General features: G+C 44.1%; 23 protein-coding genes. 19 read left to right on the top strand and 4 right to left on the bottom strand.

What is annotated here, in order from left to right; translation table 11 throughout:
- Positions 1 to 6: 6 nt before the first annotated feature.
- Entirely contained in the window at positions 7 to 816 is an 810-nt protein-coding gene (locus AB6D93_RS17535; RefSeq protein WP_102333331.1) for a sterol desaturase family protein, read from the top strand.
- 115 nt (positions 817 to 931) lie between these two features.
- On the opposite strand, the gene AB6D93_RS17530 is transcribed toward AB6D93_RS17535, so the two are convergent.
- The gene (locus AB6D93_RS17530) at positions 932 to 2,977 is read right to left on the bottom strand and encodes a methyl-accepting chemotaxis protein (protein ID WP_102333330.1); all 2,046 of its coding nucleotides are present in this window, start codon (positions 2,975 to 2,977) and stop codon (positions 932 to 934) included.
- Between the two features lie 104 nt (positions 2,978 to 3,081).
- Between AB6D93_RS17530 and AB6D93_RS17525 the strand changes: the two genes are divergently transcribed.
- On the top strand, positions 3,082 to 3,567 hold the full coding sequence (locus AB6D93_RS17525; protein ID WP_102333329.1) for a C40 family peptidase: 486 nt from the start codon (positions 3,082 to 3,084) through the stop codon (positions 3,565 to 3,567).
- A 107-nt stretch (positions 3,568 to 3,674) separates the two neighbouring features.
- Here the strand turns inward: AB6D93_RS17525 and AB6D93_RS17520 are convergent, their stop codons facing one another.
- Complete coding sequence (locus AB6D93_RS17520) at positions 3,675 to 4,019, bottom strand: DUF3802 family protein (RefSeq protein WP_010440912.1); 345 nt, start codon at positions 4,017 to 4,019, stop codon at positions 3,675 to 3,677.
- 585 nt (positions 4,020 to 4,604) lie between these two features.
- Between AB6D93_RS17520 and AB6D93_RS17515 the strand changes: the two genes are divergently transcribed.
- Together AB6D93_RS17515 and AB6D93_RS17510 are read left to right on the top strand one after the other, a co-directional pair.
- Positions 4,605 to 5,471: a fructosamine kinase family protein gene (locus AB6D93_RS17515; RefSeq protein ID WP_017059601.1), complete on the top strand. Its 867-nt coding sequence runs from the start codon at positions 4,605 to 4,607 to the stop codon at positions 5,469 to 5,471.
- A 63-nt stretch (positions 5,472 to 5,534) separates the two neighbouring features.
- Positions 5,535 to 5,738 (top strand): CPXCG motif-containing cysteine-rich protein, encoded by a 204-nt coding sequence (locus tag AB6D93_RS17510; RefSeq protein ID WP_017059600.1) that lies wholly within the window; start codon positions 5,535 to 5,537, stop codon positions 5,736 to 5,738.
- 108 nt (positions 5,739 to 5,846) lie between these two features.
- Here the strand turns inward: AB6D93_RS17510 and AB6D93_RS17505 are convergent, their stop codons facing one another.
- On the bottom strand, positions 5,847 to 6,455 hold the full coding sequence (locus AB6D93_RS17505) for a riboflavin synthase subunit alpha (RefSeq protein ID WP_102333328.1): 609 nt from the start codon (positions 6,453 to 6,455) through the stop codon (positions 5,847 to 5,849).
- Between the two features lie 453 nt (positions 6,456 to 6,908).
- On the opposite strand from AB6D93_RS17505, the gene AB6D93_RS17500 reads away from it, so the two are divergent.
- Positions 6,909 to 8,279, top strand: a complete 1,371-nt coding sequence (locus AB6D93_RS17500; RefSeq protein ID WP_102333327.1) for an MATE family efflux transporter — start codon at positions 6,909 to 6,911, stop codon at positions 8,277 to 8,279.
- Between the two features lie 101 nt (positions 8,280 to 8,380).
- Here AB6D93_RS17500 and AB6D93_RS17495 read toward each other — a convergent pair whose 3' ends face one another.
- The gene (locus tag AB6D93_RS17495) at positions 8,381 to 9,223 is read right to left on the bottom strand and encodes a DNA ligase (protein ID WP_065584423.1); all 843 of its coding nucleotides are present in this window, start codon (positions 9,221 to 9,223) and stop codon (positions 8,381 to 8,383) included.
- A 311-nt stretch (positions 9,224 to 9,534) separates the two neighbouring features.
- Between AB6D93_RS17495 and AB6D93_RS17490 the strand changes: the two genes are divergently transcribed.
- The 14 genes from AB6D93_RS17490 (at position 9,535) to AB6D93_RS17425 (ending at position 26,027) form a co-directional block, all read left to right on the top strand.
- A complete protein-coding gene (locus AB6D93_RS17490; RefSeq protein WP_102333326.1) occupies positions 9,535 to 9,864 on the top strand; it encodes an STAS domain-containing protein in 330 nt (109 codons plus the stop codon).
- 62 nt (positions 9,865 to 9,926) lie between these two features.
- Positions 9,927 to 10,763, top strand: a complete 837-nt coding sequence (locus AB6D93_RS17485; protein WP_102333325.1) for an OmpA family protein — start codon at positions 9,927 to 9,929, stop codon at positions 10,761 to 10,763.
- Complete coding sequence (locus AB6D93_RS17480; RefSeq protein ID WP_102333324.1) at positions 10,760 to 12,859, top strand: SLBB domain-containing protein; 2,100 nt, start codon at positions 10,760 to 10,762, stop codon at positions 12,857 to 12,859. Before AB6D93_RS17485 ends, AB6D93_RS17480 begins: the two co-directional genes overlap by 4 nt.
- Positions 12,859 to 13,548, top strand: a complete 690-nt coding sequence (locus tag AB6D93_RS17475; protein ID WP_017059593.1) for a tyrosine-protein kinase family protein — start codon at positions 12,859 to 12,861, stop codon at positions 13,546 to 13,548. The genes AB6D93_RS17480 and AB6D93_RS17475 overlap by 1 nt, the downstream gene beginning before the upstream one ends.
- Before the next feature lie 554 nt (positions 13,549 to 14,102).
- Positions 14,103 to 15,095 carry an ABC transporter substrate-binding protein gene (locus AB6D93_RS17470; protein ID WP_017063893.1) on the top strand — a complete coding sequence of 331 codons (993 nt, stop codon included), beginning with the start codon at positions 14,103 to 14,105 and terminating at the stop codon, positions 15,093 to 15,095.
- A gap of 147 nt (positions 15,096 to 15,242) precedes the next feature.
- On the top strand, positions 15,243 to 16,142 hold the full coding sequence (locus AB6D93_RS17465; protein WP_017059591.1) for a proline/glycine betaine ABC transporter permease: 900 nt from the start codon (positions 15,243 to 15,245) through the stop codon (positions 16,140 to 16,142).
- Positions 16,135 to 17,367 (top strand): glycine betaine/L-proline ABC transporter ATP-binding protein, encoded by a 1,233-nt coding sequence (locus AB6D93_RS17460; protein WP_017059590.1) that lies wholly within the window; start codon positions 16,135 to 16,137, stop codon positions 17,365 to 17,367. The genes AB6D93_RS17465 and AB6D93_RS17460 overlap by 8 nt, the downstream gene beginning before the upstream one ends.
- Positions 17,368 to 17,761: 394 nt before the next feature.
- The gene (locus AB6D93_RS17455; protein ID WP_102333323.1) at positions 17,762 to 18,166 is read left to right on the top strand and encodes an Hpt domain-containing protein; all 405 of its coding nucleotides are present in this window, start codon (positions 17,762 to 17,764) and stop codon (positions 18,164 to 18,166) included.
- Positions 18,167 to 18,389: 223 nt separating this feature from the next.
- Complete coding sequence (locus tag AB6D93_RS17450) at positions 18,390 to 19,901, top strand: sigma-54 dependent transcriptional regulator (protein WP_102333322.1); 1,512 nt, start codon at positions 18,390 to 18,392, stop codon at positions 19,899 to 19,901.
- Positions 19,882 to 20,988 (top strand): glycosyltransferase family 4 protein, encoded by a 1,107-nt coding sequence (locus AB6D93_RS17445; RefSeq protein WP_102333321.1) that lies wholly within the window; start codon positions 19,882 to 19,884, stop codon positions 20,986 to 20,988. The genes AB6D93_RS17450 and AB6D93_RS17445 overlap by 20 nt, the downstream gene beginning before the upstream one ends.
- A gap of 252 nt (positions 20,989 to 21,240) precedes the next feature.
- Entirely contained in the window at positions 21,241 to 22,617 is a 1,377-nt protein-coding gene (locus AB6D93_RS17440) for an O-antigen ligase family protein (protein WP_102333320.1), read from the top strand.
- A gap of 92 nt (positions 22,618 to 22,709) precedes the next feature.
- Complete coding sequence (locus tag AB6D93_RS17435) at positions 22,710 to 23,495, top strand: DapH/DapD/GlmU-related protein (protein ID WP_017063898.1); 786 nt, start codon at positions 22,710 to 22,712, stop codon at positions 23,493 to 23,495.
- Entirely contained in the window at positions 23,488 to 24,606 is a 1,119-nt protein-coding gene (locus tag AB6D93_RS17430; protein ID WP_017068358.1) for a glycosyltransferase, read from the top strand. The genes AB6D93_RS17435 and AB6D93_RS17430 overlap by 8 nt, the downstream gene beginning before the upstream one ends.
- A complete protein-coding gene (locus AB6D93_RS17425) occupies positions 24,603 to 26,027 on the top strand; it encodes a Wzz/FepE/Etk N-terminal domain-containing protein (RefSeq protein ID WP_017063900.1) in 1,425 nt (474 codons plus the stop codon). Before AB6D93_RS17430 ends, AB6D93_RS17425 begins: the two co-directional genes overlap by 4 nt.
- Positions 26,028 to 26,144 lie beyond the last annotated feature (117 nt).

Below are 26,144 nucleotides of genomic sequence, written 5' to 3'. Positions count from 1 at the left end.
ATTCCCATGCAAGACCCATCACTGCTTCGCCTTGTTTGTTTTATTGTCGTTTTCGGACTGTGTGCGCTTTGGGAATACCGTTTTCCACGTAAAGCACTGACTCAAAGCAAATGGTTTCGCTGGGGAAACAACTTTGCGTTAGTCGCTTTGAACAGCTTTCTATTGGCCACTATAATTCCTATCGCAGCATTTCAAGCGGCGGTTATCGCACAAGAAAACCAATGGGGTCTGTTCAATACCCTGTCACTTCCGAAAGAATTGACCATTCTGATCTGTGTATTGCTCTTGGATTGTGCCATTTACCTACAGCACTTGGTGTTTCACCGTGTTCCTTGGTTGTGGAAGCTACATCGAGTTCACCATGCGGATCTAGATATCGATGTCACAACCGGAACGCGCTTTCACCCTATTGAGATGATTCTTTCAATGCTCATCAAGGTGAGTTTGGTGATCGCACTTGGTGTGCCTGTCATTGCTGTCGTGATCTTTGAAATTGTTCTTAATGCGAGCGCGATGTTTAACCATAGCAATGCACGTCTTCCGCTATGGTTCGATAAACGATTGAGAAAAGTGATTGTGACACCAGACATGCACCGCGTTCATCACTCGGTCATTGTTAAGGAAACGCACTCAAACTTTGGCTTCTTTTTATCAGTGTGGGACATCTGGTTTAAGACTTACCGCGCCCAACCCAAGCTTGGTCATGACAAGGTGCATATTGGTGTTCCCGAGATTCAAGATGGTAAAGAGCAACGGCTAGATTTAATGTTACGCCAACCATTCGCTTCCTTCCCTCATTCGAAATACAAGACCTAACGCCTCAAGAAAATAATAAAAAATGGCGCAAACTCATAAGAGATTGCACCATTTTTATATGCGTAGCTTCTCACCTTTCAGCGGCAATTCCCACTTCCGGACGACGTTGACACACTTACTTCAATGCGTACTTATGAAGCATGGCTTGTTGGTGCCCTGCTATCTCTCCGACTTGCTCTGAACTCTCGATCATAGATTCAAGTTGCAGCTTAGTATTCTCGCCCTGCTCAGATACTCGAGTGATTGAATGGGTAACATCGACAGTTGCACGAGCTTGTTCTTCGGTAGCCACCATGATTTGCTCAACACGCCCTTTGATCTGGCTAACCGCAAATTCGATTTTCTCGAAGGCTTGTCTTACATCGCCACTGGTTTCCAGTGCATTGGCCATCTCACTTCTCGATTCCGTTACAGAAGCACCTGAGCGATCGGCTGCCGCTACTAGTTCGTTCATCATGCTACGAATATTGGTGGTTTGCTGGGATGTGCCGCTCGCCAATTTACGCACTTCGTCTGCAACTACCGCAAAACCTCGACCTTGTTCACCTGCTCGCGCCGCTTCTATCGCAGCGTTCAGTGCCAATAAGTTGGTGTTTTCAGCGATACCACTGATCATGTCGACCATTTCACGAATCTGTTTCACTCGACCATCCAAGTCAGCCATCGACTCTTCACTAATGCTAAGAGAGTGCTCAAGCGCTTGTAATCGTTGTTGGTTAAGGCCAACCACTTGGCTGCCATTCACTGACTCATCTTCTGCTATTTGAGCATCGTCGTTCGATGCGTTAGAGATACGAGCAATCTCACCAATCGATGCTTCCAGCTCCGTAATGGTGGTGATCATATTCTGAAGTGATTCGTTCTGCTCGTTCAAGCTCGAATTGGTTTGCTCTGCAGCGTCGTGGCTTACTTCTGCCGTTTGATAAAGCGTCTCACAGTTGCGCGTTACTAAACGAACCGAATCTGCGGTTGAATCAACGACCGTATTGAGTTTTGAAGTAATAACTTGCAGCTCTAGCGGCCCCAGTAATTCACTCTGTTTAGAGAAGTCATGATCTGCCAGTGAACTCAACTGTTGAGTTATGTTTTTAAGCCCTTTATTCATCCAACGGCGTAACACGAACCATGAAATCACAATGATTACGGCAATCACTAGCCCGCTGATAAACAACACACGATCAATATTGGTGATGGTTTGATTTACAACCAGTTCACTTTCATCAATCAGGTGGGAAGCGGTGGAAGACAGCTGATTCAATGTGCTAATGACGGTGTTCGCTAAGTTAATGACTTGCGTTAAGTTTTGCTCTTGCTGCTGAACCAGTTCGAGTTTCAAGAGGATTTGTTTGATTACGCCTTCTTCGGTAAAGCCTTCTTTCACCATCTCGTAAGGCGCCGTCAAGCTCGCGAACTCAGCGATATCTGGGTGCCAATCGGCAAAGTCGCTGTAAGCCAAGTTCAGACCTGCGATTCGGTTTCTCAATTGACGGTATTCGTCTTGTGCTTTATCAATGTCAGATTGCATCATCAGCATCAAGAAGGTGTTCGCCATAGCAGACGCGCTGGATGTAAATCGGTTCGCTGCATCGCTCGCTTCTGGGTTGTCTTCAACCAAGAATGAGCTGATTCGATTCATTTCTGGTCCGATAGATCCAACGCCATAACGGAACTCGCCCATTTTACTGTCGATCAGATTTTGCTTACTTTGAATCTCAATCTGCGCCAGCAGTACCGTGTTGGTCATAGCTTGCAGTTGCGCCATGTCATCGACAAGGATTTGTTGTTGCTCTAAAGAGATCGCATCAGGAAAAGATTGGGAAATAAAAAGAAGTTCCTCTAGCGTGGTATTGCTCTCTGCCGCGAGTTGGTCAATTGAGCCCCTTGTGGCATTCAGTGTATCTAAGTCGGTTGATTGGGTGCTGTAAGTGAGAAGTTTTACTTGTTCTAATACGCTTTGCGTTAATTCGGCGTTATGTAGAGCAAGGGGTAATGCTTGTTCCGAGAGTGCATCAAAATGTCCCCCGACCCGTTCAACGCCCCGAATGCTAACCATTGATAAAAAAGTAACAAGTAAAAGAATGGAAATAAATACAGCAGTGACGGTTTGAATGAGCGAGAATGTATAACGTGAGGGTTTTATTGATAAATTTGTGTCGGGCATGTGAAATCCAGTTTGACTACGAAAAGAGATATCCTTAAGTTAGGTCGTATACTAGAAGTCCTTGATGACGTTTTTATTTCAGTTTTTTGTCAGAAGAGTTACATATGAAAATCAGAAAAATGGCTGTAGTTACAATAACTTTAGCAACATTGGCTGCTTGTAGCTCGTCACCTTCGCCTTCTCAGCTTAGTCAAACCGCACAGAAACCCCTATCAAAGTCAGAACAATTGACTACAAACGCTTATATGAGCGTGTACGAACAGTGGAAAGACGTGCCATACCATTTCGGTGGGACCTCATTTCGAGGTATAGATTGCTCTGCTTTTGTTCAAATCGCCGTGCAAAATGCGACTCAACAAGCTCTACCAAGAACCACAAAAGACCAGAGTAAAAAGGGAAAAGAAATTGCGTATGGGCAGGCAACAAGCGGTGACTTGGTGTTTTTCAAGACTTCGATGACGGTGCGACATGTAGGCGTTTATTTAGGAAACAACCAATTTCTACATGCCTCGACATCGAAAGGTGTCATTATTTCTAGGTTAGATAACCCTTACTGGGCATCCAAGTTTTGGCACTTTAGGCGTTTATAGCGGTTCGAAAGATAAACCGCTGAGCGAGGTAACTCTAGAAAGATACGACTTAAACGCCCGTTGTTATTATGCTGATTAATTACGACGATAAATGAGCAAACAAACCGTTAATCGTATTTAGCAACAGCAGTATCAAACAGGTTCTTCACTAACGCGATGTACTCATCGAGGAATACAATTTGTTCGTTAGTCGCTTTCTTAGCCCACACACCCGCTAATACTTCACCAAGATCCGCTACTACGGCATCTGCTTCTTTCAAAAGTTGAAAACGAACGCTCGAATGCAACTCTGGGTTTTGCTCGAAAATAGCCATGATGTTTGTTGAAATCATGTCGGTAACAATGTCTTCGACACTTTCGTTTCCAGTATCACCATTACTATTGGTAAACACATCAAGGTTGAATGATAGGTGCTCGATTAAAGCCAAATAGCCATCGGTTTCTACAACCACAATAATTCTCCGTTTTAAGCTCTAGAGCAGATTAATACGTACTTGCCTAATACTATGTAAATGAAGCTATTTGTCATCACTTTATTGCCCAAAACCACATTTAAATGATCCTAGTTAGTATTTCAGCTTAAAATTAAATCGATATAGCTTTATGTGGTATACCTGCCTACTTACGACATAAGTAAATTCACGCTAAAGAAGTGTAAGACAAACTTTGAAGCAAAGTATTGCGCCAGTTAACAATAGCCCTTTCAACTTACTCTAAAAGCTCATTTGATTTAGTCGCTAGACAATAACAAGCTCAAACCTCTTTTCCAGTTTGTGGCGTTCAAAACCGTTTCGATTGTGAGACCAGTTCCAAACTATTTCATCACGTCAGGTTTTCAATTTATGTTTGTATTTCAAAGAGCTTGAATCAGTTCGAGTTCACAATTCGGCCAATTGATTCTACGTAAGATGAAGAAGAGCTAAGAACATTGACGAGTGCGTCTATAAATTGTTCAGATTTATCCTAAACTATTGCTATTAAACAAACAGTATTTCTAACCTTCAATCTTTTTAACTTTCAGTCTTTGAGGATTTCCTATGTGGCAGGCCATTTCTCAACAACTTTCAGATACTCTTCTATTTAACTTTCAGATTACTGAACGTACCAAGGTTTCTGGTGGCGACATTAACGATTGCTATATGATCAGCGATGGTAATGAGCGTTACTTTGTGAAAGTGAATCAGCGAGAATTTTTACCTAAGTTTGAAATTGAAGCTGAGAACTTACGCTTGTTAAGAGAAACCTCCACTGTTTACGTTCCTGAGTTGGTGCTTATTGGCAAAACCAAAGAGTGCTCGTTCATTATTCTGAATTACTTGCCGACCAAACCGCTCGAGACGGGCAACAATAGCTTCGATTTCGGCGTTCAGCTTGCGCGGCTTCATCAATGGGGCGAGCAAAAAGAGTTTGGTTGCGACCAAGACAACTATATCGGCAGCACACTTCAACCCAACCCTTGGCATAAGAAATGGGGTCGCTTTTTCTCTGAGCAACGCATTGGTTTCCAACTGCAACTGCTCAAAGAGAAAGGCATCGAGTTTGGTGATATCGATGACATCGTTGATGTGGTGAATATGCGTCTTGCTGGCCACAACCCTCGCCCTTCTTTGCTTCATGGGGATCTTTGGAATGGCAATGTAGCAAATTCAGCCTTTGGGCCAATCTGTTACGACCCGGCTTGTTACTGGGGGGACCATGAATGCGATTTGGCATTAACGGAATTGTTTGAAGGTTTCCCTAAAGAGTTTTATGAAGGTTACCAGAGCGTCAATCCACTCGACGTTGGCTATACTGATCGGAAAGACATTTACAACTTGTACCATCTTCTTAACCACTGCAATCAATTTGGCGGCGAATATTTAGCACACACTGAAGCATGCATTCAGAAGATACAGGCCGTTTAATACCAATTACAGCTGTTTATAACCGAATACGATTGGTATCAGTTACTGTGAGGAGAATTTGCCATGCATAAATACACAGAGAAACATGTCTCCTGTCCGCATTGTGGGCACGGTATTAACATCACGCTTGATGCATCTAATGGTAGCCAAGACTTCTATGATGATTGTCCAGCGTGTTGCAATGCCATTCATTTGGATATGCAGGTTGACGAAGTAAGAGACAGAATCAACCTTTCGATTGATGCCGATGATGAACAAGTATTCTGACAATCAGTTTCTCGTTTAAACCATGATCAAAAAAGAGCACCTCACGTGCTCTTTTTTAATTTGGTCATCGGTGTGATTTTATTGCCACCGATTAAATGCGCTTAGTGGCTATTTCTGGTTCGCTAATACACGCTCGACAGTATCAACAATCGCTTGTGTTTGAGGATCAAACTCAATGTTTACTTGGTCGCCTACTTCACGGCCGCCAAACAGAGTACGATTCAGTGTTTCTGGGATCAGGTGAACAGAGAAACGGTTCTCTTCCACTTCACCAATCGTCAATGAACAACCATCAACGCCGATGTAACCCTTACTCAGCACATACTTCATTGATTCTTGAGGCAGCTCAAACCAAAGCGTACGGTTGTTTTCTGTTTTAATCACATCGACTAGGTTAGCCATCAGAGTAATGTGGCCAGACATGCTATGCCCGCCAATTTCGTCACCAAACTTTGCTGCACGCTCAACATTCACTTTGTCACCAACATTCAGTTGGCCTAAGTTCGTCAATCGCAATGTCGCTTGCATTAAATCAAAAGCAATCTGGTTACCTGAAATTTCCGTTACCGTTAAGCAACAACCGTTATGAGCTACTGAAGCACCAATGGCTAATCCTTCAACCATTTCATCGCTTAGCTCAATGGTATGACTTTGAAACGACTCTTTTTTGTTGATAGCAACCAGTGTTGCCATGCCTTGAACGATACCTGTAAACATAAGATTCCTATTTAGTATTCTAGGGCGTGTTGACCTTTCGCGGTTAAATTTTGTTCGGATGGGGACGCCTAGTCAAAAACGTTTTAATCGCGGCGAGGGGGAAGTAGCCTAGCATCCTAAGCAAATCTCCCTCAACAAAGAGTAAAACGCTTTTTGCGGGGGCGCCCAGCTCGAACCCTTCGGGCAGCGTTTGCTGGTCATTTTTACTACGTTATCGGCTTCTCATGTAGGCTAGCTACACATCAAAGCCTCTGCCTTGTATAAAGGCCCAGCAACTCGCTGCAAAAATCAGCTCGAAAGATCAACACGCCCTAATAACAGTTTTTCATAGCAGTTATTGTGACATTTCTTTATGATTCGTCCAGTGGAAGCTTAAGATCATTGTCTCTGATTCCTTCAGAATGTCCTTTCCTACACTATTATTCTAATTTTCCCTCTTATTTGGAGTTGTTTGTGCATCGTTACAAAGAAGAATCCTCGAATCTAATTAAGCTTGCGACCCCAGTATTGATCGCATCCGTTGCACAAACTGGAATGGGGTTTGTTGATACCGTAATGGCCGGTGGCGTAAGTGCTATCGATATGGCGGCGGTTTCGATTGCAGCAAGTATCTGGCTACCATCAATCCTATTTGGTGTTGGTCTATTGATGGCGTTGGTTCCTGTCGTTGCACAACTGAATGGTTCTGGTCGACAAGTAAAAATTCCATTCGAAATTCAACAAGGCGCATTTTTAGCGCTCGTCATCTCCCTTCCAATCATTGGTGTGCTTTTTCAAACACAATTGATATTGGAGTGGATGGACATTGAACAACTCATGGCGGAAAAGACCATCGGCTATATGAATGCGGTGATGTTTGCTGTACCTGCGTTTTTGTTGTTCCAAACATTGCGAAGCTTTACCGATGGTATGTCTTTAACCAAGCCTGCGATGGTGATTGGTTTTATTGGCTTGCTATTAAACATCCCGCTGAACTGGATGTTCGTATACGGAAAACTTGGTGCTCCTGCTCTGGGTGGTGTTGGCTGTGGCGTTGCAACGGCTATCGTATATTGGGTGATGTTTGCACTACTGTTCGCTTACGTTTTAACATCAAAGCGTTTGGCGAAAATCAACATCTTCGGTACGTTCCATAAACCGAAACTTAAAGCTCAAATTCGTCTGTTTAGACTTGGTTTCCCTGTGGCGGCCGCTATCTTCTTCGAGGTAACTCTGTTTGCGGTGGTTTCTCTGTTAGTTGCACCATTGGGTTCGTTGATTGTTGCCGCGCACCAAGTCGCGATCAACTTCTCTTCGCTGGTCTTCATGATTCCAATGAGTATCGGTGCAGCCGTGAGTATTCGTGTTGGGCATAAGTTGGGCGAAAACAACACCGAAGGCGCTAAGATCGCGACACACGTAGGTATCATTGTTGGTTTAGTGACAGCCTTAATGACAGCGGCGTTAACTGTCCTGTTCAGAGAACAGGTTGCATTACTTTACACAGAGAACACTGCGGTAATTACCGTTGCAATGCAGTTGCTGTTGTTCGCGGCGGTTTATCAATGTACTGATGCCATCCAAGTTATCGCTGCAGGTGCTCTGCGTGGCTACAAAGACATGCGTTCAATCTTCAACATTACCTTCGTTGCTTACTGGTTGCTTGGCCTTCCTATCGGCTACATCTTAGGAATGAAAGATTGGATTGTTGAACCTATGGGCGCGCACGGCTTCTGGATTGGTTTCATTGTCGGTCTAACATCAGCAGCGATTATGCTAGGTATGCGTCTACACTGGATGCACAAGCAGGACGATGACGTTCAGTTAGAATTTAGTTCTCGCTAGATTCGTACTCGCTAAGTCGGTCTATCTGATTTCGAATAAAAAAAAGAGCTCTGATTTTCAGGGCTCTTTTTCGTTTAATGGTCAGGTAGATCGTATCTGCCTTAATATTCACTCTTCTCTCGAACAAAGCGCGCAAACTTGGGTTTTCCGTTTTGAGTAAAACCATTGTAACGAAAGGTAATACGGCTGCCGATCTCTGGCGGTGCGAGTCTCATTTGGTCACTGAACCCGCTGCCTATATAAAATTCCACACCCTCTTCTGTGTGAACCAAGATTGAACCCATCATCCCTTTATACTTCCCTGTCCCACCCTTGTAGCCAATAACTGTGGCTTCGGCATCATGATGCCTTTTCAGTTTTAACAAATCATTACTTCGGCCTGCTTGATAACGACTGGTGATTTTTCTAAGCATCAAACCTTCGCCATTACGCTCATCGACATTATCAAGTTGATGAAACAAAGCCTCTTCACTGTGAATTGGTACATGTTCTATGTAGCTGACATGAGATTCTCCAATCACGCTTACCCAATGCAAAATGTTGTAATAGCGCTTTTGATAATCTCCTGCGGCGCCTGGCATATCAAACAGCATGAAATCGATTTGGCGCCATGCTGTGTCACTCGGCGTATGGTCGAGAACGGTAGATTGAACAAGGTGGAACTTGCCCCTTCCTGCCCACAACTCTCCTTCGAGATGGACCTTAGGCAAGTTTTCAGTAAACCACTTGGGTGAGTAAATGCGATTACCATTGCGTGTATAAAGATGTTGTCCGTCCCAAAGAGCCCGAATTCCATCAAGCTTTTCACTCTTCCAGTATTCAGAAACATCAATGCCTTGTTGGTATGTATTGGCCAGTACCAAATGGTCGGGAGGTAAATAGGATGAATGAGAAGAGAGCGAACACGCCCATAGAGTTGCTATCGCCAATTTAGTTAATCTCATCATCTGCTCCGTATTGATATCTGTAGTGGTCAACAAACGCCTTTAATCCTAAGCGTTCTGACACGTAGGTAGACAACCTTTGCTAGAAGATGCGATCCACTCATCAACCTTATCTAACCTTTTCATTTATTCATTAAATTAATGACCTATAACTCTCATATATTCCGCCGTTTTTAGTTCTCATATTGAGAAACGTCTTTTCTCAATTTGAGATAGGAATTCGTACTAAACATAACTTATTGAAAAATAACAACATAAAAGTTGGCACATTCAGTGCAGTTGTCCATACATACTTAAAAGGAGATATCGCTATGGAACTACGTAAGATTGATTTAAACACAACGACACTGATACTTTCTATTTTCGGTGATCTGGATGCAGCAGGCAGTCGTGATGCACAAACCGACATCGATGATGTGATTTCTAACGATGGCCACCCTGAAATCGAAGTTGATTTTAGCCAAGTTGAGTTTTTAGATTCATCTGGGGTTGGCGCAATTGTTTATATGTTCAAACGTCTGACTGAACGCGAGCGCAATATGCGACTTGAAAATGTGACGGGGCAACCGCTTGAAATTATGAGCTTGCTGCGTATTGGCCACGCTATCCCAGTAAATTCAAAAAATCCTGCAAATTCATGAAGACCCACTAAGCTAGAAGTAACAAAAAATAATAAGAAAAATTAGAAACATAGGACGTTGGCATGAAAACACTGAAAAACTACATAGCCCTTTCTCTGTCCGCTCTCGTTCTGGGTGGCTGCACTAGCTATCCTGAACAAGGCACAGGGGGGGTGGCTGAAAGTTACGATACTATTAACTATCAAAACTCAGACTTCTCTCCTGTCATGCCAGACGAGCCTCTTGGTCCAGAACATGGATTACGCTTTGATTGGCAGCTCGCTAAATTGCACCTTGATGCTTTGATCCAAGAAGGTGCTCGTTGGTGTTTCCCCGCTGCTGTTGTTCAAGCAATCGAAAAGCAAAACCGTATTGCTCGTGAACTTCAAGGCGGTCTACTACTGGATGCAGCCAACGACTTAGTGATCCAAAGAAAACGCCTAAATGAACTTGAGGTCCAACTGGATTACGTAACTTCACAAGCCCGCTGTGAGCCACCAAAAAATGAAAATCAATTTAGAATGCAACTGTCGGTTATTGAACAGTTGTATGACCTGCTTAATGTTGACAACCAATTTGCGGAAAACTCGACTGAAGTAAATCCTAAATATATGGGAAGACTGGCCGAGGCGACCACTTTACTTAAAGAACACAAATCCCTAGACCTTGTTGTTACCGGCCATGCTGATGCAACGGGTGCCGAAGAATACAACGACAAGTTAGCACTTGGACGAGCGAAACAAGTCGAACGCTACCTGACTATTTTTGGACTAGGCGCTCAACGAATCAAAGCCGTCTCTGTTGGCGAAACCGTCCCTCTTTTTGAAGGTGAATCCGACGGCACGCGTTTAACGAACCGCCGAGTAAGTATTGAAATTGTCTCGCCTAAGAATGCCGAGAAAATGGGAGGTGGATTATGAAATTATTGATCGCTTTTATCATCACCCTATCGTTATGCTTTGCGAATGTCGTCAATGCTAACGATGAGTTTTCAGACGCGGTTCAAGTCGGTGACCTTATCCAAGTTAACGTACCCGGTGAAAGTACCTTAAACACGGGGTTCCAAGTGGATAAGCGTGGCCGTATTACCCTTCCTGAAGTAGGCGCTGTGTTTGTTGCAGGTTACGACAGTGAGCAGCTTAACAAAGTGGTTCTAGAGTCGCTGGCAAACGCCTATAAAGATCTTTCGAACGCTTCAGTCTATGTAAAAGAGCAGCAAATCATCATCTACGTACAAGGTTATGTAGAACAGCCTGGTGAATACACTCTCGCATTAGGTTCTAGCATCCAAATGGCACTTTACGCTGCGGGTGGTTTACGCCCGGGCGCGCAACTGGATAAGCTGATTCTTAAGCGAGGCGCAGACAAGAAAGAGTTTAACTACAAACGATTCCTTGATTCAGGAGACGAGTCAGCATTACCTACTCTTCAATCACTGGATTCACTATTCGTTCCAGCTTCTCCATTAGTCGGTAACATCGAGCAAGAGTTTGACGCAGCAAAGCTTGCTAACTCAGGTGACAGTGCTGATTCTCGTAACTCCATCAAAGTGTTTGGTGAGGTGAACGCGCCGGGTTCGTTCACTTACAAAGAGAACACCGACCTTGTCGACGTACTTATGCGTTCGGGCGGTGTAACTCGTTATGCCAGTGTTGAGCAAATCCGAGTGATTTCGAACAACACCCCAACGCTATTCAACCTAAAACGTTACTTAGATTCTGGTGACGAAAGTCTGCTTCCAATTTTACGCCCGGGTGCGACCATTTTCGTTCCCAAGCAAGAAGAAGAGATCAAATCCGGCGCCAACATGGTTTACGTAATGGGCGAAGTCGCAGCACCTGGTGCTTTTGAAGGCAAAAGAGACGCGACCTTTATGGATATCTTGGCGAATGCGGGCGGCCCAACTCGATTTGCAGAGTCACGACAAATCCGTGTCATCAAAGCAGATGGCAGAGTGCTTAAATTCGATTTAGCGGCTTACACTGAAGGCTTACCTAACTCTAACCCTCCTAGCATCAAAGCTGGTGACGCGATTTTCGTTCCTGAGAAAACCGACATGAACGAGAAGTCTTGGTTGAAAATCACGCCAGACAGAGCAGTTAACGTGATTGGTGAGGTGAATCGACCTGGTCGTATTGAATGGTCAGATGAAATGAACTTCATGGGATTATTGGCACACGTCGGTGGCCCTACGCTACGCGCTGACACATCGAAAATCGAGGTTGTTACAGGTAGAAAGCTAGTTGTGTTTAACCTTGATGATTTTATTCGAAATGGTGCGCCACGTGACCAAATGCCACAAATTCGAGCGGGCTCTATCGTGCGTGTTCACGACTTGCCACAAGACCCTTCAGACAATAAATCACAATGGGTTCGTCAAAGCTCTGATGCTTCGATCTACATTTTTGGACAAGTGAATGCGCCTGGTCGTTACCGCTTCACCAAAGACATGCACTTCCTTGATATCTTGTCTGCGGCTGACGGTCCAACAAAGGATGCCGACATCCACAACGTTCGAGTAACGCATCGTGACAAAACCTATTCGCAAGTAAGCAAACTTAACTTATCACTGTACTTCGAAACCGGTGACGAATCGTTACTGCCAAACGTAACCACTGGCGACACGATTTACATCCCAGAGAAAGGCAAAAACTGGTTAGATACACCGAAAGAAGAAACCGTTCGTGTGCTTGGTGCGATTAACAATCCGGGGCGTTATGTGTTCAACGACAACATGACCATTCTAGATATTCTGGCAGAAGCAGCAGGACCTACCGACAATGCTTATGTAGAAAAAATTACCATCGTCAATATGTCTTGCTGCCAAGGTCAGGCTCGTACTTTTGACCTTGTTGAATTCAGCAAAACGGCGAACATTTACAACTTGCCGGTGCTACGCGCTGGTGACACGATTTACATCCCAGACCGTCGCGAAAGCTTTATTGAAAAAGCACGCGTCGGACTTGATGACATACTGCGTATCACCACCACCATCGTATTAATAGGAGCTTTATAATGACAATTTCAGCGACCCATGCCGAAGTCGAGCAACTGTATTTAGCTTCTGAACTTAACGGCCAAAAATCAATATGCGTCACCGCCTGCCATTCAGGTGACGGCGTAACATCTATTGCAACCGCATTAGCCGAGCGTTTTCTTCTTGCGGGTCATTCAACACTTTATGTTGATCTCAACTTATTCAACCCTGCTTTCAAAGATTTGAATATGCTAGAAGATAATCAGCAAGGTCAATTGATTGAACATGTTGAATCTCAGCGTACGTTTATCGGTGTACCTGCTCCACAAGTTGCTTCAACGCAATTGGCTTATAAAGATCCGACAACGTTACAAAACGTGGTCAACAAATGGTTAGAGAAATACGACAGAGTCATCATTGATACCTCACCGCTTCTCAACATAAACAAAGGCAACATTCCGGCTCAGTCTGTGGCGAGTGCTTGTGACAGCACATTGATGGTTGTCGCCTATGGTGAAACGTCGAGTCACCACCTAGAACAAGCGAAAAAGCTGCTTGATGCACAAAGTATCAACCTAATGGGCTGCGTGATGAACATGAAACAAAAGCCTAGCTTTGCACAAGAGATGGTCAGACAAATCAATCGAATGAAATTCATCCCCGCTAAGCTTCGCGATAGCTTGGCAAACAAGCTGTATCAAAATGAGTTTTTGAACCTTCCGATGTAACTTTCTTTTGCTACTTTCTGGCTGTCATTAAACCATGACAGCCACCTATCCTATTAGACTTCAAGCTCCAAAAGCTCTGAATAACTCAAAACCAAATTGGGTATTTTTGGCGAAGTTATTCTTAAAAATAAGATTTTAAAAACCATTCAACGCATTTCACACACATCAATCATGGTCTTACCCCCTTTAAATTCCTTCAAAAATCAACAGCCCCACGCCTAACTTTAGCGGTAATGTGACACAGACGGTTAAAGTGCCATGTAAATCGCATCAAAGATGGAATTCGTACGATTATTCCCTAAGATTATAAATAGAGGTGGTTTTTGACGAATTTGTAATAGTTTGACAAAGTTATCCGATGGCTGTTGAAACACAGTGGATGAATTGGCAAATCACACTTCACTGACTTTGCACGTTTATCTATTCAAACTTCACCCATCCCTCCTTCTGCTCAAATGGTTCAAATACACGGAAAGGATCACCATCGAGCAATTTAGATAATCAATTTACCTTGGTTACCTTAGTTGTATTATTAAAGAGAAAGGAAACTCAATATGAAATACAAGTTAAGCTCCGTATTTTTGTTAGTAGCAGCAGCCAGCGGTAATGCTAACGCTGGAGAATGTGGCAGCGTAACAATCGCAGATATGAACTGGAACTCTGCAACACTGATCGCCAATATCGACCAATTCATCCTTGAACATGGTTATGGGTGTGATGCTGAACTTATCCCTGGCGACACTATGCCAACAGGCACGTCTATGATCGAAAAAGGCCAGCCTGATGTTGCACCTGAACTTTGGAGCAACAGCTTAAAAGACGCATTAGATAAAGGTGTTGAAGAAAAACGTCTTCGCTACGCAGGTAAAGCACTTGTGAACGGCGGCGAAGAAGGCTTTTGGGTTCCAGCTTACCTAGTAAAACAGTACCCTGAAATGGCAACCATCGAAGGCGTACGCAAAAACGCAAGCTTATTCAAACACCCTGAAGACCCAGATACATCTGCATTCTACAGCTGCCCTGCAGGCTGGAACTGTCAGATCAGCGCCGGAAACCTGTTTAATGCTCTTGAGCTAGAAAACAGCGGTTTCACGATTGTTGATCCAGGCTCGAGTGCCGGCTTATCTGGCTCTATCGCAAAAGCTTATGAACGTGAAGAAGCTTGGTTTGGTTACTACTGGGCACCGACGGCTGTGCTAGGTAAATACGACATGGTTAAAGTCGACTTTGGCAGTGGCGTTAATGAGGAAGAGTTCCTTAACTGTACCACTAAAGAAGATTGTGAATCGCCAAAAGCGACCATGTACCCGCCTTCACCTGTTCACACGATTACCACTGAAAGTTTTGCGTCACGTGCTCCTGAAGCATACGACTACTTTACTAAACGTGGTTTCACGAACGACAAAATGAACTCGCTACTTGCTTGGATGGAAGACAACCAAGCTGATGGCGAAGAAGCGAGTCTGCATTTCTTAAGTGAATTCCCAGAAGTATGGCACCCATGGGTTTCTGAAGAAGTGGCTAAGAAAGTTGAAGCAGAGCTGTAAGAGCTTGATTTAATAACAAGTAATTACGCTTCAACAATAAAACAGAAATAACGTCGCTATACTTGATGTTATTCATGATTCGGAGCCCTTTTCATTAGCGATTTTCTTATCGCATGGACAAGTGGCTCCGAACTATAAGGATATAAAATGGCTGACAGCAATTGGTTATCAAGCTTTCCAGAGATGGAACGCGGTGATTTACGAACCATAAAAAAGACGCTAGATGGCGCATACCGTGAATTTTCCCGTGAATACGGCGAAATGATTGAATCTCTCTTTGACCCTCTTCTTTCATTCCTCGTTTGGTTTGAAAAACTCCTTATCTCAACACCTTGGATTATAGTCCTGGCTGTGTGTACCAGCCTTGTCTACGCAGCAAGCCGTTCTTGGAAACTGGCTCTAGGCTGTGTTGCTTCTCTACTTCTCATTGGTTACTTTGGAATGTGGGAAGACACCATGCGGACGCTCAGTATCATCACTGTATGTACCTTGGTTTCAATATTCTTGGGCATTCCGATTGGTATTGCGATGGCTCGTTCAAATCGAGCTCAGTCAATTGTTACGCCGATGCTCGATATCATGCAAACCATGCCTGCGTTCGTTTATTTGATTCCAGTGGTAATGCTACTGGGCATCGGTAAGATTCCAGGGCTAATCGCCGTGGTTATCTACGCGATCCCACCTGTAATTCGTCTAACTAACCTAGGCATACGCTTAGTTGATAAAGAAGTCCTTGAAGCCGCTACCGCTTTCGGTGCGAGCAAAAAGCAACGCTTATGGGGTGTTCAACTTCCTCTAGCAATGCCAACGATCATGGCGGGTATTAACCAAACCATCATGATGGCACTGTCTATGGTTGTTATCGCATCCATGATTGGTGTGAAAGGCCTAGGACAACCGGTTCTCAAATCGATTACTAACCAGTACTTCACATTAGGCTTGATGAATGGTTTCGCCATCGTTGCCCTCGCAATCCTTTTTGACCGCGCTTCTCAGGCGTACGCAAGAAGAACTAATGCGCATTTAGGAGGATTCAAGCATGACTAAACCATTGATTGAAATTAGTGGTCTGTACAAGGTGTTTGGACCGAAACCAATGTCTGTTATGAACCGAGTTCAAAACGGCGAACACAAAGATCAGATTCTTGCGGATACGGGTCATACCGTTGGTTTAAAAGAGATCAACCTTGAGATTAACCGTGGTGAAATCTTCGTTATCATGGGGCTTTCTGGCTCGGGTAAATCGACGCTGATCCGCCACTTCAACCGTTTGATTGACCCGACTCAAGGTAAAATCATGGTTGAAGGCATTGATGTGATGAGCCTCAACACTAAACAGCTAGAAGAGTTCCGTCGTCATAAAATGTCGATGGTATTCCAACGCTTTGGCTTAATGCCTCATCGCACTGTGGTTGAAAACGTTGCGTACGGGTTGGAAGTACAAGGCATCAAAAAAGAAGACCGTTTAGCAAAAGCCAACGAATGGTTAGAAACCGTGGGCTTGAAAGGTTACGGCAAGCAATACCCTGCGCAACTTTCAGGTGGTCAGCAACAACGTGTTGGCCTTTCGCGCGCTCTGTGTACTAACGCTGAAATCTTGTTAATGGATGAAGCCTTTTCGGCACTCGACCCTTTGATTCGAAGTGAAATGCAAGACCAGCTTATTGAACTTCAAGAGAAGCTTCATAAGACGATTGTTTTCATCACACATGATCTGGACGAAGCACTCCGCCTAGGCGATAGAATCGCAATTTTGAAAGACGGCGAGTTAGTACAACAAGGCACACCACATGAGATTCTGCTAAATCCAGCCGATGATTACGTGGAAGCGTTCGTGAAAGACGTAAACCGTGCTCGTGCACTGACCGTTGAAACCGTTATGCAGCCTCCTCTGTATCGAATCACATCAGAAACAATTGAAGGTGCTTTGGCACAAATGAAGATGCTTAAAAACGATTACGCTTATCACGTAACAGATGACGGCTATCAAGGCCTAGTCACACAAGAAAGTCTACAAGACGCCGTTGAAGATTCATCGGTACATGATTTTAGTGATGAGATATACGAAGAAGTCCCTGCCATCTTACCAGATGCGGTGATTGAAGAAGTGCTACCGGACACTATGTCTTGTGACTACTCTCTTCCAGTTGTTGATGAAGACGGTAATCTAAAAGGTGAACTCGAGAGAAGCGCTGTTGCTGATATCTTCTCAGAAAGTAGCGAGGAAGAAGTAGAAGCCGACCCAAAGCCAAAAATTGATAAAGCTTCGTAGTCCTACTTTTCGTGATTTAAAGCACGGCTGTTTAAATTATCATTGTTTGGGTTATCGTTATTTGAGTTATTGCTATTTAGATTAGCCTAAACTACATAAACCGCTCTAAGACCACTGTTGTTATTTCACTGCAGTGGTCTTTTTTATTTGTATCGGGCTCGTTTTCTTCTGAGATCTACCCGCACCTTAGGCTTTATAGGCACCTAAGTTTATATTTCATAAGAGAAAACAAAATAAAATCAGTCCGTTAGGTTTGTCACAAACCCAATAGCAAGATGAGTGAGATGCCAATTAAATGCTCTATTTGTACGGCAACCAGTTGAAATTATTCTAGAAAATGACTAAAACTTAATAGTATTAACAGATATTAAGCTCAATAAAAGGACTTAGTTTGATGAATTCTACTTTAGCGTCAGACGCAGCTACAAATCTAAACTCACAACAAGTGAGCGAGCTTGTCGATGAAAGCGTTCTGGAGCAAATGATTCGCGATACAAGTGCGGACATTATCCCTATCTTGATCGACCATTATGTCGAAGAATCACAAACACGCTTGGTCGCTATAAAAGAGGCAGTCACGCAGAAAGACGCTCAAACACTTGAGTTCGAGGTCCACACTCTCGGCAGCACAGCGCTTTCGTTAGGTAATCGCCCTTTGGGTGAATTAGCTCGAGCTTTAGAAAAGCTATGTTTAGAACAGAGTCATGATGCGGCATTTCGACAAGTTGATGAATTAATAGAGCTCGCAGAGCGTTCAATAAAAGCCTTGCTTGAAAGGAAAGAGGCAGGCTTCAGCTAGCTTTGCATGTTCATTATCGGTATCAGATTAAAAACTCAAAACAGTCGTTATTAATATAGTCGCCATAAGATGGGCTCCATCATGAACAGCAATGCGAGAAGTTATACAGGCCGCTTCTTAAAAGATTGTATGTGGTAGATAACAAATACACAAGACTCGTATTGATGGTTGCATATCACTATGTTATTGATTGGTTAGGATAAAGTTTCAAAAGGAATACACAATGCGCCCTAAGGTATTGTTAGTTGAAGACTCCACCTCACTCGCCGTACTCTACAAGCAGTACGTAAAAGACGAGCCCTATGATATTTTCCACGTCGAAACCGGCGCGGAAGCTAAGACCTTCATTGAAAGGCACTCTCCACAGCTTGTGATTCTCGACCTTAAGCTTCCTGACATGCCAGGCGAAGAAGTCTTAGATTGGATTACTGCTAACGAAATACCGACCGCTGTCATCATCGCGACAGCGCATGGTTCAGTAAACATCGCGGTAGACCTTATCCAACGCGGTGCAGAAGACTTCTTAGAGAAACCCATTCAAGCCGATCGACTCAAGACCTCTGTTAGCTTGCATCTAAAAAGAGCGAAACTCGAAAACCTCGTCGATAACATGCAAAGCAAATTCGATCGTGATCGTTTTCATAATTTCATTGGCTCTTGCCTACCCATGCAGGCGGTTTACAAGATCATTGATTCGGTAGCACCAACCACTGCCAGCGTGTTTATTAACGGCGAAAGTGGTACAGGTAAAGAAGTGTGTGCGGAAGCGATTCACCAAGAGAGTCAGCGTAATGGTAAACCCTTCGTGGCCATTAACTGCGGCGCTATCCCTCGAGACCTAATGGAGAGTGAAATCTTCGGTCACGTTAAAGGTGCGTTTACCGGTGCGACAACCGACCGGAAAGGTGCAGCAATGCAAGCGCATGGCGGTACCCTATTTCTCGATGAGCTTTGTGAAATGGAACTGGAGATGCAGAAGAAGCTCCTCAGATTTTTGCAAACTGGTACGTTTACTCCACTCGGTGGCAACCGCGAGATTAAAGTGGATGTCAGAATTATCTGTGCGACCAACCGCGATCCACTGGTTGAAGTAGAAGAAGGACGTTTTAGAGAAGACCTTTACTATCGTGTTCACGTTGTGCCTATCGAGATGCCACCGCTTCGCGAGCGAGGGAGTGACATTGTCACTCTTTGCAATCATTTCTTGAAGCTGTACGCGAAGCAAGACAAGAAGAAGTTCAAATCAATAGACAAAGAAACGCAGAATCTACTTAAACGTTATGCGTGGCCAGGCAATGTGCGTCAGTTGCAAAACATCATCCGTAACATCGTGGTGTTGAACAATGAAACGAGCGTGACTAAAGACATGTTACCGCCTCCGATTAATAAAGTAGATGCCGCTCCATCATCTAAATCAGTGACACCAGTTCGAGTAACTGCGCCTCAACCTGCAGTTGTTGAAGCACCAGAAGCTAAGTTGCCACCGATTACTCCGGAAGAGTTGGAACAATCGTCAGTTGCTCAAGCTCACAATGAGCCGATGACGCCTGCATTTACCACAAGCGAAGGTGCTATTCGTCCAATGTGGCAAATAGAACGTGAAGCCATTCAACATGCCATCAATCATTGCGATGGGAATGTGTTAAACGCTGCTGTGCTGCTAGAACTTAGCCCTTCTACTGTTTATCGTAAGAAACAGGCTTGGGAATCGGAAGATGAGTACAATCAAGCCTAACCAAGGTGTACTCGACATAAACCTTCATGAGATTTGGCTGTTGATCGACAGCCAAACTTTTGGAGGCATAGAAACGCATGTTTTAGAATTAGCACAAGGCCTGATATCGGAAAGCGCTCAGTATTCAGAGGCTGTTCGTATCGTTCTTTTGACTAAGTTTAATCCTGAAGCGATCATCGTTGAAAAGTTGAATGCGCTGAACATCCCTTTTAGTTACCTCTCCGATTTAGCCTCATGTTCTGTAGATTCAAATGGCAATAGCGCGACACAGCTGAAACGTGCAATTCAACATTATCAACCAAGGCTTATCCATGCTCATGGTTACAAAGCCAGTTTGGTCAGCAAGTTAATCAAGCTTCCGCCTCGTTTCAACAACACAAAGCAAATCACCACTTATCACGCAGGTGAAACCCCAAAAGGCAAAGTATGGCTTTATGATTGGCTCGACCGTTACAGCAGTTTTCTTTCTGATCAGTCGCTCGTGGTCAGTGAAAAGATTAAAGCGAAAGTGCCGAGTCAAACCCATCAATTGAATAACTTTGTTAAAATGCCAACCGGGTTAACAAGCTCCCCTTCATCAAGCCCATTCCATGTTGGTTTTGTGGGGCGATTGAGCCATGAAAAAGCGCCTGATCGATTTGTTGCATTAGCCAAACAGTTTCCTGATGTTCGGTTTGAGCTTTTTGGTGACGGGCCAGAAATGGACATCTTAGTTAAATCGCAGCCTGATAATGTGACCTTTCATGGGCATCAGACCAATATGGACGACGTCTGGAGCCAAATCGATCTGTTAATCATCCCTTCTCGCTTTGAAGGCTTACCTATGGCGGCATTAGAAGCCATGATTCGTGGCATTCCCGTTCTCGCCACCTCAGTTGGTAACTTGCCTCAACTCATCGAGCATCAAGTTAACGGCTACCTTGCAAATTCAGAAGCTGAGCTAGAACAGTTTTTATCTTTGTGGATGTCATTGACGAACGAGCAACGTGACTCTCTCAAGAGTCACGCGATAGAAACCGTGAAAAACCAATACTCTCCACAAGCCGTTGTCCCGCAGTTGTTGGAAATCTATCAACTCGACCGTTAATTCTAGCCTTAGTCGATAACTGGTTATTTGGGCTTGATGATTTAAGTACTTTAGTCAGTTTTATACTGATTCTCAAAATGACAAAACTCACCTCAAGGCTACGCCCTCACTTAATAATCCAACATTAAATCAGTAAGTTAAACAAAATGCATAACTGGCACTCACTTTGCAATCTTTAACATCAGGCGTAACTACGTCTTAAAAAGATTACGAGCCGAGTCCTAAAGAGTTTATTTGCCAATAGAGGTCACAATGGTCAACCCTGAAGCCAATAGATTGCCAGTCATCATCACGATCAGCACCTTGTGTGTTGGGCTTGGTGTTGTTTGGTACTTTGTGCCTCACCCTGCTGTCATTGTGGCGCTCGCTCTTGTGCCATTGGCCGGGTTATTCGTGTTAAACAAAACATTCTGGTTAGTTCTATTGTTCGTTGTCTTTTCATTTTTCCGAATTCACGAAGCTATACCTCAGCTCTATTCGCTAAAAATACCGCTGATGCTTTCATTAGGCGCTCTGTCGGCTCTTCTATGGCATGCATTAATCAGTAAAGAACTTAAAATCTTCTGGCACCCTTGTTTAAATTGGCTCGCCATATTTTGGGTATTGGTTTTCATTGGTATTATCTTCGCGTCCAACAGGCCAATAGCACTAGCAGAATTCAAGGGCGTTTATTGGAAAATTATAGTGATGACGCTTGCGATTACTTGGCTAGTAAACACCACGGAAAATCTCGCAAAAACCGCGATGACGATTATCTACGCTGGCGCTTTAGTCAGCTCTATTGCCGTGTACAACTCAGTAAATGGTATTGGGCTTGTCGAGGGCTCACGCGTGACTATTGGCCGCGATTTTGGCTCTATGTTAGGTGACCCGAACGACCTAGCACTGGTACTGATGTTCCCACTCGCCTTTACAATAAGCCAAGCCACCACGACTGGCATCTCACGATCCAAACGTTTAATCAGTGCCTTAGTTTGTCTGTTACTGCTCGCCGCCATTATTGCCACTCAAAGCCGTGGCGGATTACTGGGTTGTATTGCGGTGATTGGTATTTTTGCGTGGAAGCTAGTGCGCTCTAAAGTTCTCTTAATCTCAGTGGGAACTGTCGCGGCCGTGATGCTCTATTTAGTTGCTGGTATCTCAGACAGGTCTTCTGGTGGTGCAGCTGAACAAGGTATCGATGAATCTGCAATGGGGCGAATCTATGCTTGGGAAGCGGCAGTAAAAATGGCAGTTGAAAATCCACTGACTGGCGTAGGGTTGAACAACTTCTTCTCGAACTACTTCTTTTATAGTTCGCACTGGGACGGACTGAATCACGCCGTTCACAGTACTTGGTTTGGTGTGTTAGCAGAGACTGGCTTTATTGGTCTGATCATTTTTGTCTGCCTTATCGTTTCTTTGATCAAAACCTCTCGCTCTACGCTAACGAGATTAAAAAACTCGACCACAGAAATCTCCCCCGAGCTTAATGCGGTCGCCTATGCGATCTATGCAGGTCTGATTGGAACAATAGTGTCGGGGACATTTTTGACTCAAGGCTTCAACTGGCCGATTTATATCCTCGCAGCACTCACAGTTTGCGCCTCAAACGTATCTCAAACTGCCTGTCAAAATGAGAAAACCTAAAAGCTATATTTTAACTCATTGAAAATATTATATTTATTAAATGGCACAGTATATGAAAGTACTTCTATATAACAAAACAGAGGATTTTCATTATGACGTCAGTATCTATACATCAATTCAAACATTGGCTTAAGTTTCATCCTAATTCTCGAATTAGAAATGTGTTTTTCATTTTGAAAGACATCAGAAGCGCAGAGCTACCTACCCCTCAAGTACTTAATCGCTGCCTATATCAAGCGCACAAGCTAGTGGTGAATCTGGTTTCTGGCTTTACGCGATTCTTTTACTGGACTCCGGCTTTCAAAGGTCGTGTGGCTCAATGTGGCAAACGCCTGTATTTGTATGGTGGACTGCCTTTCGTCAGCGGTCCGGTGCAAATTACGATTGGCGACAACTGCCGTATCTCTGGCCACACGACATTCTCTGGTTGTACTCAACAACTTGAAGGCTTGGAACACCCACTATTGTCGATTGGCAATAACGTCGACATTGGTTGGCAGTCGACTATCGCTGTTGGAGGTAAAGTGGTTATCTCTGACAACGTACGAATCGCAGGCGGCGCTTTTCTATTTGGATACTCTGGACACCCGCTTGATGCAAAACGCCGAGCGCTAGGTGAAGGTGACGACCCTCAGCAAATCGGTGACATCATTCTTGAACCCGATGTTTGGTTAGGCACGAATGTGACGGTTAAAGGTGGCGTAACCATCGGCGAAGGTGCCGTAATAGCCGCAGGCAGCGTAGTAACAAAGAACATCCCGGCTTTTGCAATCGCAGGCGGTAACCCAGCTCGAGTTGTCGGTCACATTAAACCCGTTGAAGTGACAGAATCCGATATGTTCGATTCGTTAGAGACTCATGGAGGTGACCATGCGTGATTTAATCGTATTTGGTGAAGACTTTGGTGGCCTACCTTCATCGACTCAACATTTAGTTCGTCACCTTGCTAAGCAACACAAAGTCTTATGGGTCAACTCTATTGGCTTAAGACAACCGAAGCTGTCCGCTAAAGATGCCAGCCGAGCGTTCAACAAGTTGTTTGGTAAAACCAAAGCCGTTACTCAAAACATGCTCGACTCTGAGGGACACGACAACATTACTATCGTTAACTTAAAGACAATCCCTGCGCCTGCTTCTAAATTTTCTAGAAAGTTGGCTCAGCAAATGATGTTGCACCAACTAAAACCGATTATTGCGGAGCTTAATCTTAACGCGCCTATCCTATGGACTTCTCTTCCGACCGCTGTTGATTTGTGCGGACACTTAGGCGAGTCATCTGTGGTCTATTACTGCGGTGATGATTTTAGCGCGCTGGCTGGTGTTGATCATGACACCGTTGCACAGCACGAATCAGAGCTAATCGAAAAATCAACGCTTATATTCGCGGCTAGCAAAAAATTGATGGATAAATTTCCAAAGCATAAAGCGCACTTGCTACCACATGGTGTCGACGTAGACCTATTTTCAACACCCGCACCAAGAGCAAAAGATTTACCAAGCAACCACCGCCCTATTGCTGGTTTTTATGGCAGCCTTTCTAAGTGGCTTGATTATGAAATGATTGATCATGTTGCGAATGCGATGCCGGAATGGGACTTTGTTTTCATAGGTCCAAACGAGCTTGATACGCTCATGCTGCCTAAGTTGAGTAACGTACATTACCTTGGCCCTCGTCCACACCACACGCTACCAAGCTATTCTCAACACTGGGATGTGAGCTTGTTGCCGTTTGTTGATAACGAGCAGATCCGAGCGTGTAGCCCACTCAAACTAATGGAATACCTTGCGGCGGGCACACCCATTATCACAACACCGTTCCCTGCTTTGGTTCCATATCAAGGGCACGTAACCACGGTTGGCAGTGCCAACCAAATGATTTGGGCGCTTGATCATGCACGCGAGCTAAGCAACTCACCTATCTCTGTCGTCGAACAAGAGAGCTGGCAGAACCGTGGTAACTTCGTACATTGGATGTTGGAGCTATTATGAATAATCTGAAATTGCGGTTATTAGTCATCATCAATGCGATGTGGCGCCAACGCTACGTTATCGTTCTGCCAATGCTTATTTTGCCCTTTGTAGGCTTTGGTGTGAGCAAGTTGGCTCCAACTAAATATGACGCGCATACCAGTATGTTGATTCAAGAAACGGCCAAGATGAATCCATTCTTGGAAGACATTGCCGTTTCGACGATGCTCAAAGATCGACTTAACGCATTGAGAACACTGCTTCACAGTCGACATGTGCTTTACTCGGTCGCTGATGAACTGCAATTAACCACGCCAGATATGCCTGAAATTGAGAAACAAGAGATCATTACTGACCTGTCTCAACGTCTAACGGTGACTCAGCTTGGAAAAGATTTTCTAAAGATAAGTCTAACGTCGAACACACCAAATGGAATGGAAGCGACGCTGCGCTCGGTAAGTGAACATTTCATTGAACAGTTACTTGCACCGGAACGTTCATCGATTGAAGATTCAAGTAACTTCTTGAAAATCCATATCGACAAACGTAGCGCAGAGCTTGCAGAAGCAGAAGAAGCGCTAGCTGCATACATGAATGAGAATGTTCATTCGACGCCTGAGGTACAGAGCCAAAGTTTGAATCGCTTAGCTTCACTCAAACAAACATTGGCAGAAAAAGAGGCCGAGTTATCGGGTGTCGAAAAAAGTTTAGGGTCAATCGACCAACAACTTTCAAGAACCAACCCTGTGATCGGTAAATTAGAAGACCAGATCATCGACATTCGTAGCGACCTTACCTTGTTACAAGCTAAATACACGGACAAGCACAGTGCTGTGCAAGCTAAAGTGCGTGAGCTAGACAGACTAGAGAATGAACGTAAGAGTTTGCTCGAGGTAACCCAGCCAACGATGAACAGCGACCAGCTTTGGGACATCGCAAGTAGTACGACACTGAACAAACTTTCTGATACCCAACCTCTTCTGGTCACTCAATTACACAGCCTACAGCTGGTTCGTGCTCGCTTTGAGTCTTTAACTGAAGAGACCAAAAGCCTTCGAACTATGATTTTCGAATTAGAACACAAGGCCAATAACTTCGGCGAAAATGCAAAAGAGATGTACCGCCTTAAACGTCAAGTTGAAATCAAACGTCAACTATATGATGAACTGACAGAGCGTTATGAAATGGCTCAACTAACGGGTTCGCTTGGTGTATTTGAGCAAAACAAACGTGTGAAGATTATCGATTTGCCTTTCACACCGAGTGTCAAATCTAACATGCCGACTTTTGTTTTTATTCTGGCTGGATTCGTTGCAGGTATCGGACTGGGTATTGGTTTAGCGGTATTGTTTGAACTGTTTGATTCTTCAATCAAACGCAAAGACGAAATCGAAGATATCTTGGGTGTCCCTGTGATAACGGTGATCCCTAAAATGAGCTAGTCAGCCTCAAAGCCATTTTTGACTTGCTAGATTCACAGCTTTCAAATTTCCTAGCTTCGTGCTTCCTAGCTTTCTAGTTTCCAAGCTTCGTGCATCCTAGAGCAAAACGCCAACACT

This window comes from Vibrio sp. 10N.247.310.23, from assembly GCF_041467155.1.
Taxonomy (GTDB): domain Bacteria; phylum Pseudomonadota; class Gammaproteobacteria; order Enterobacterales; family Vibrionaceae; genus Vibrio; species Vibrio crassostreae_C.
Note: the sequence above shows the minus strand (reverse complement) of the source record. Positions and strands in the feature narration are given on the sequence as shown.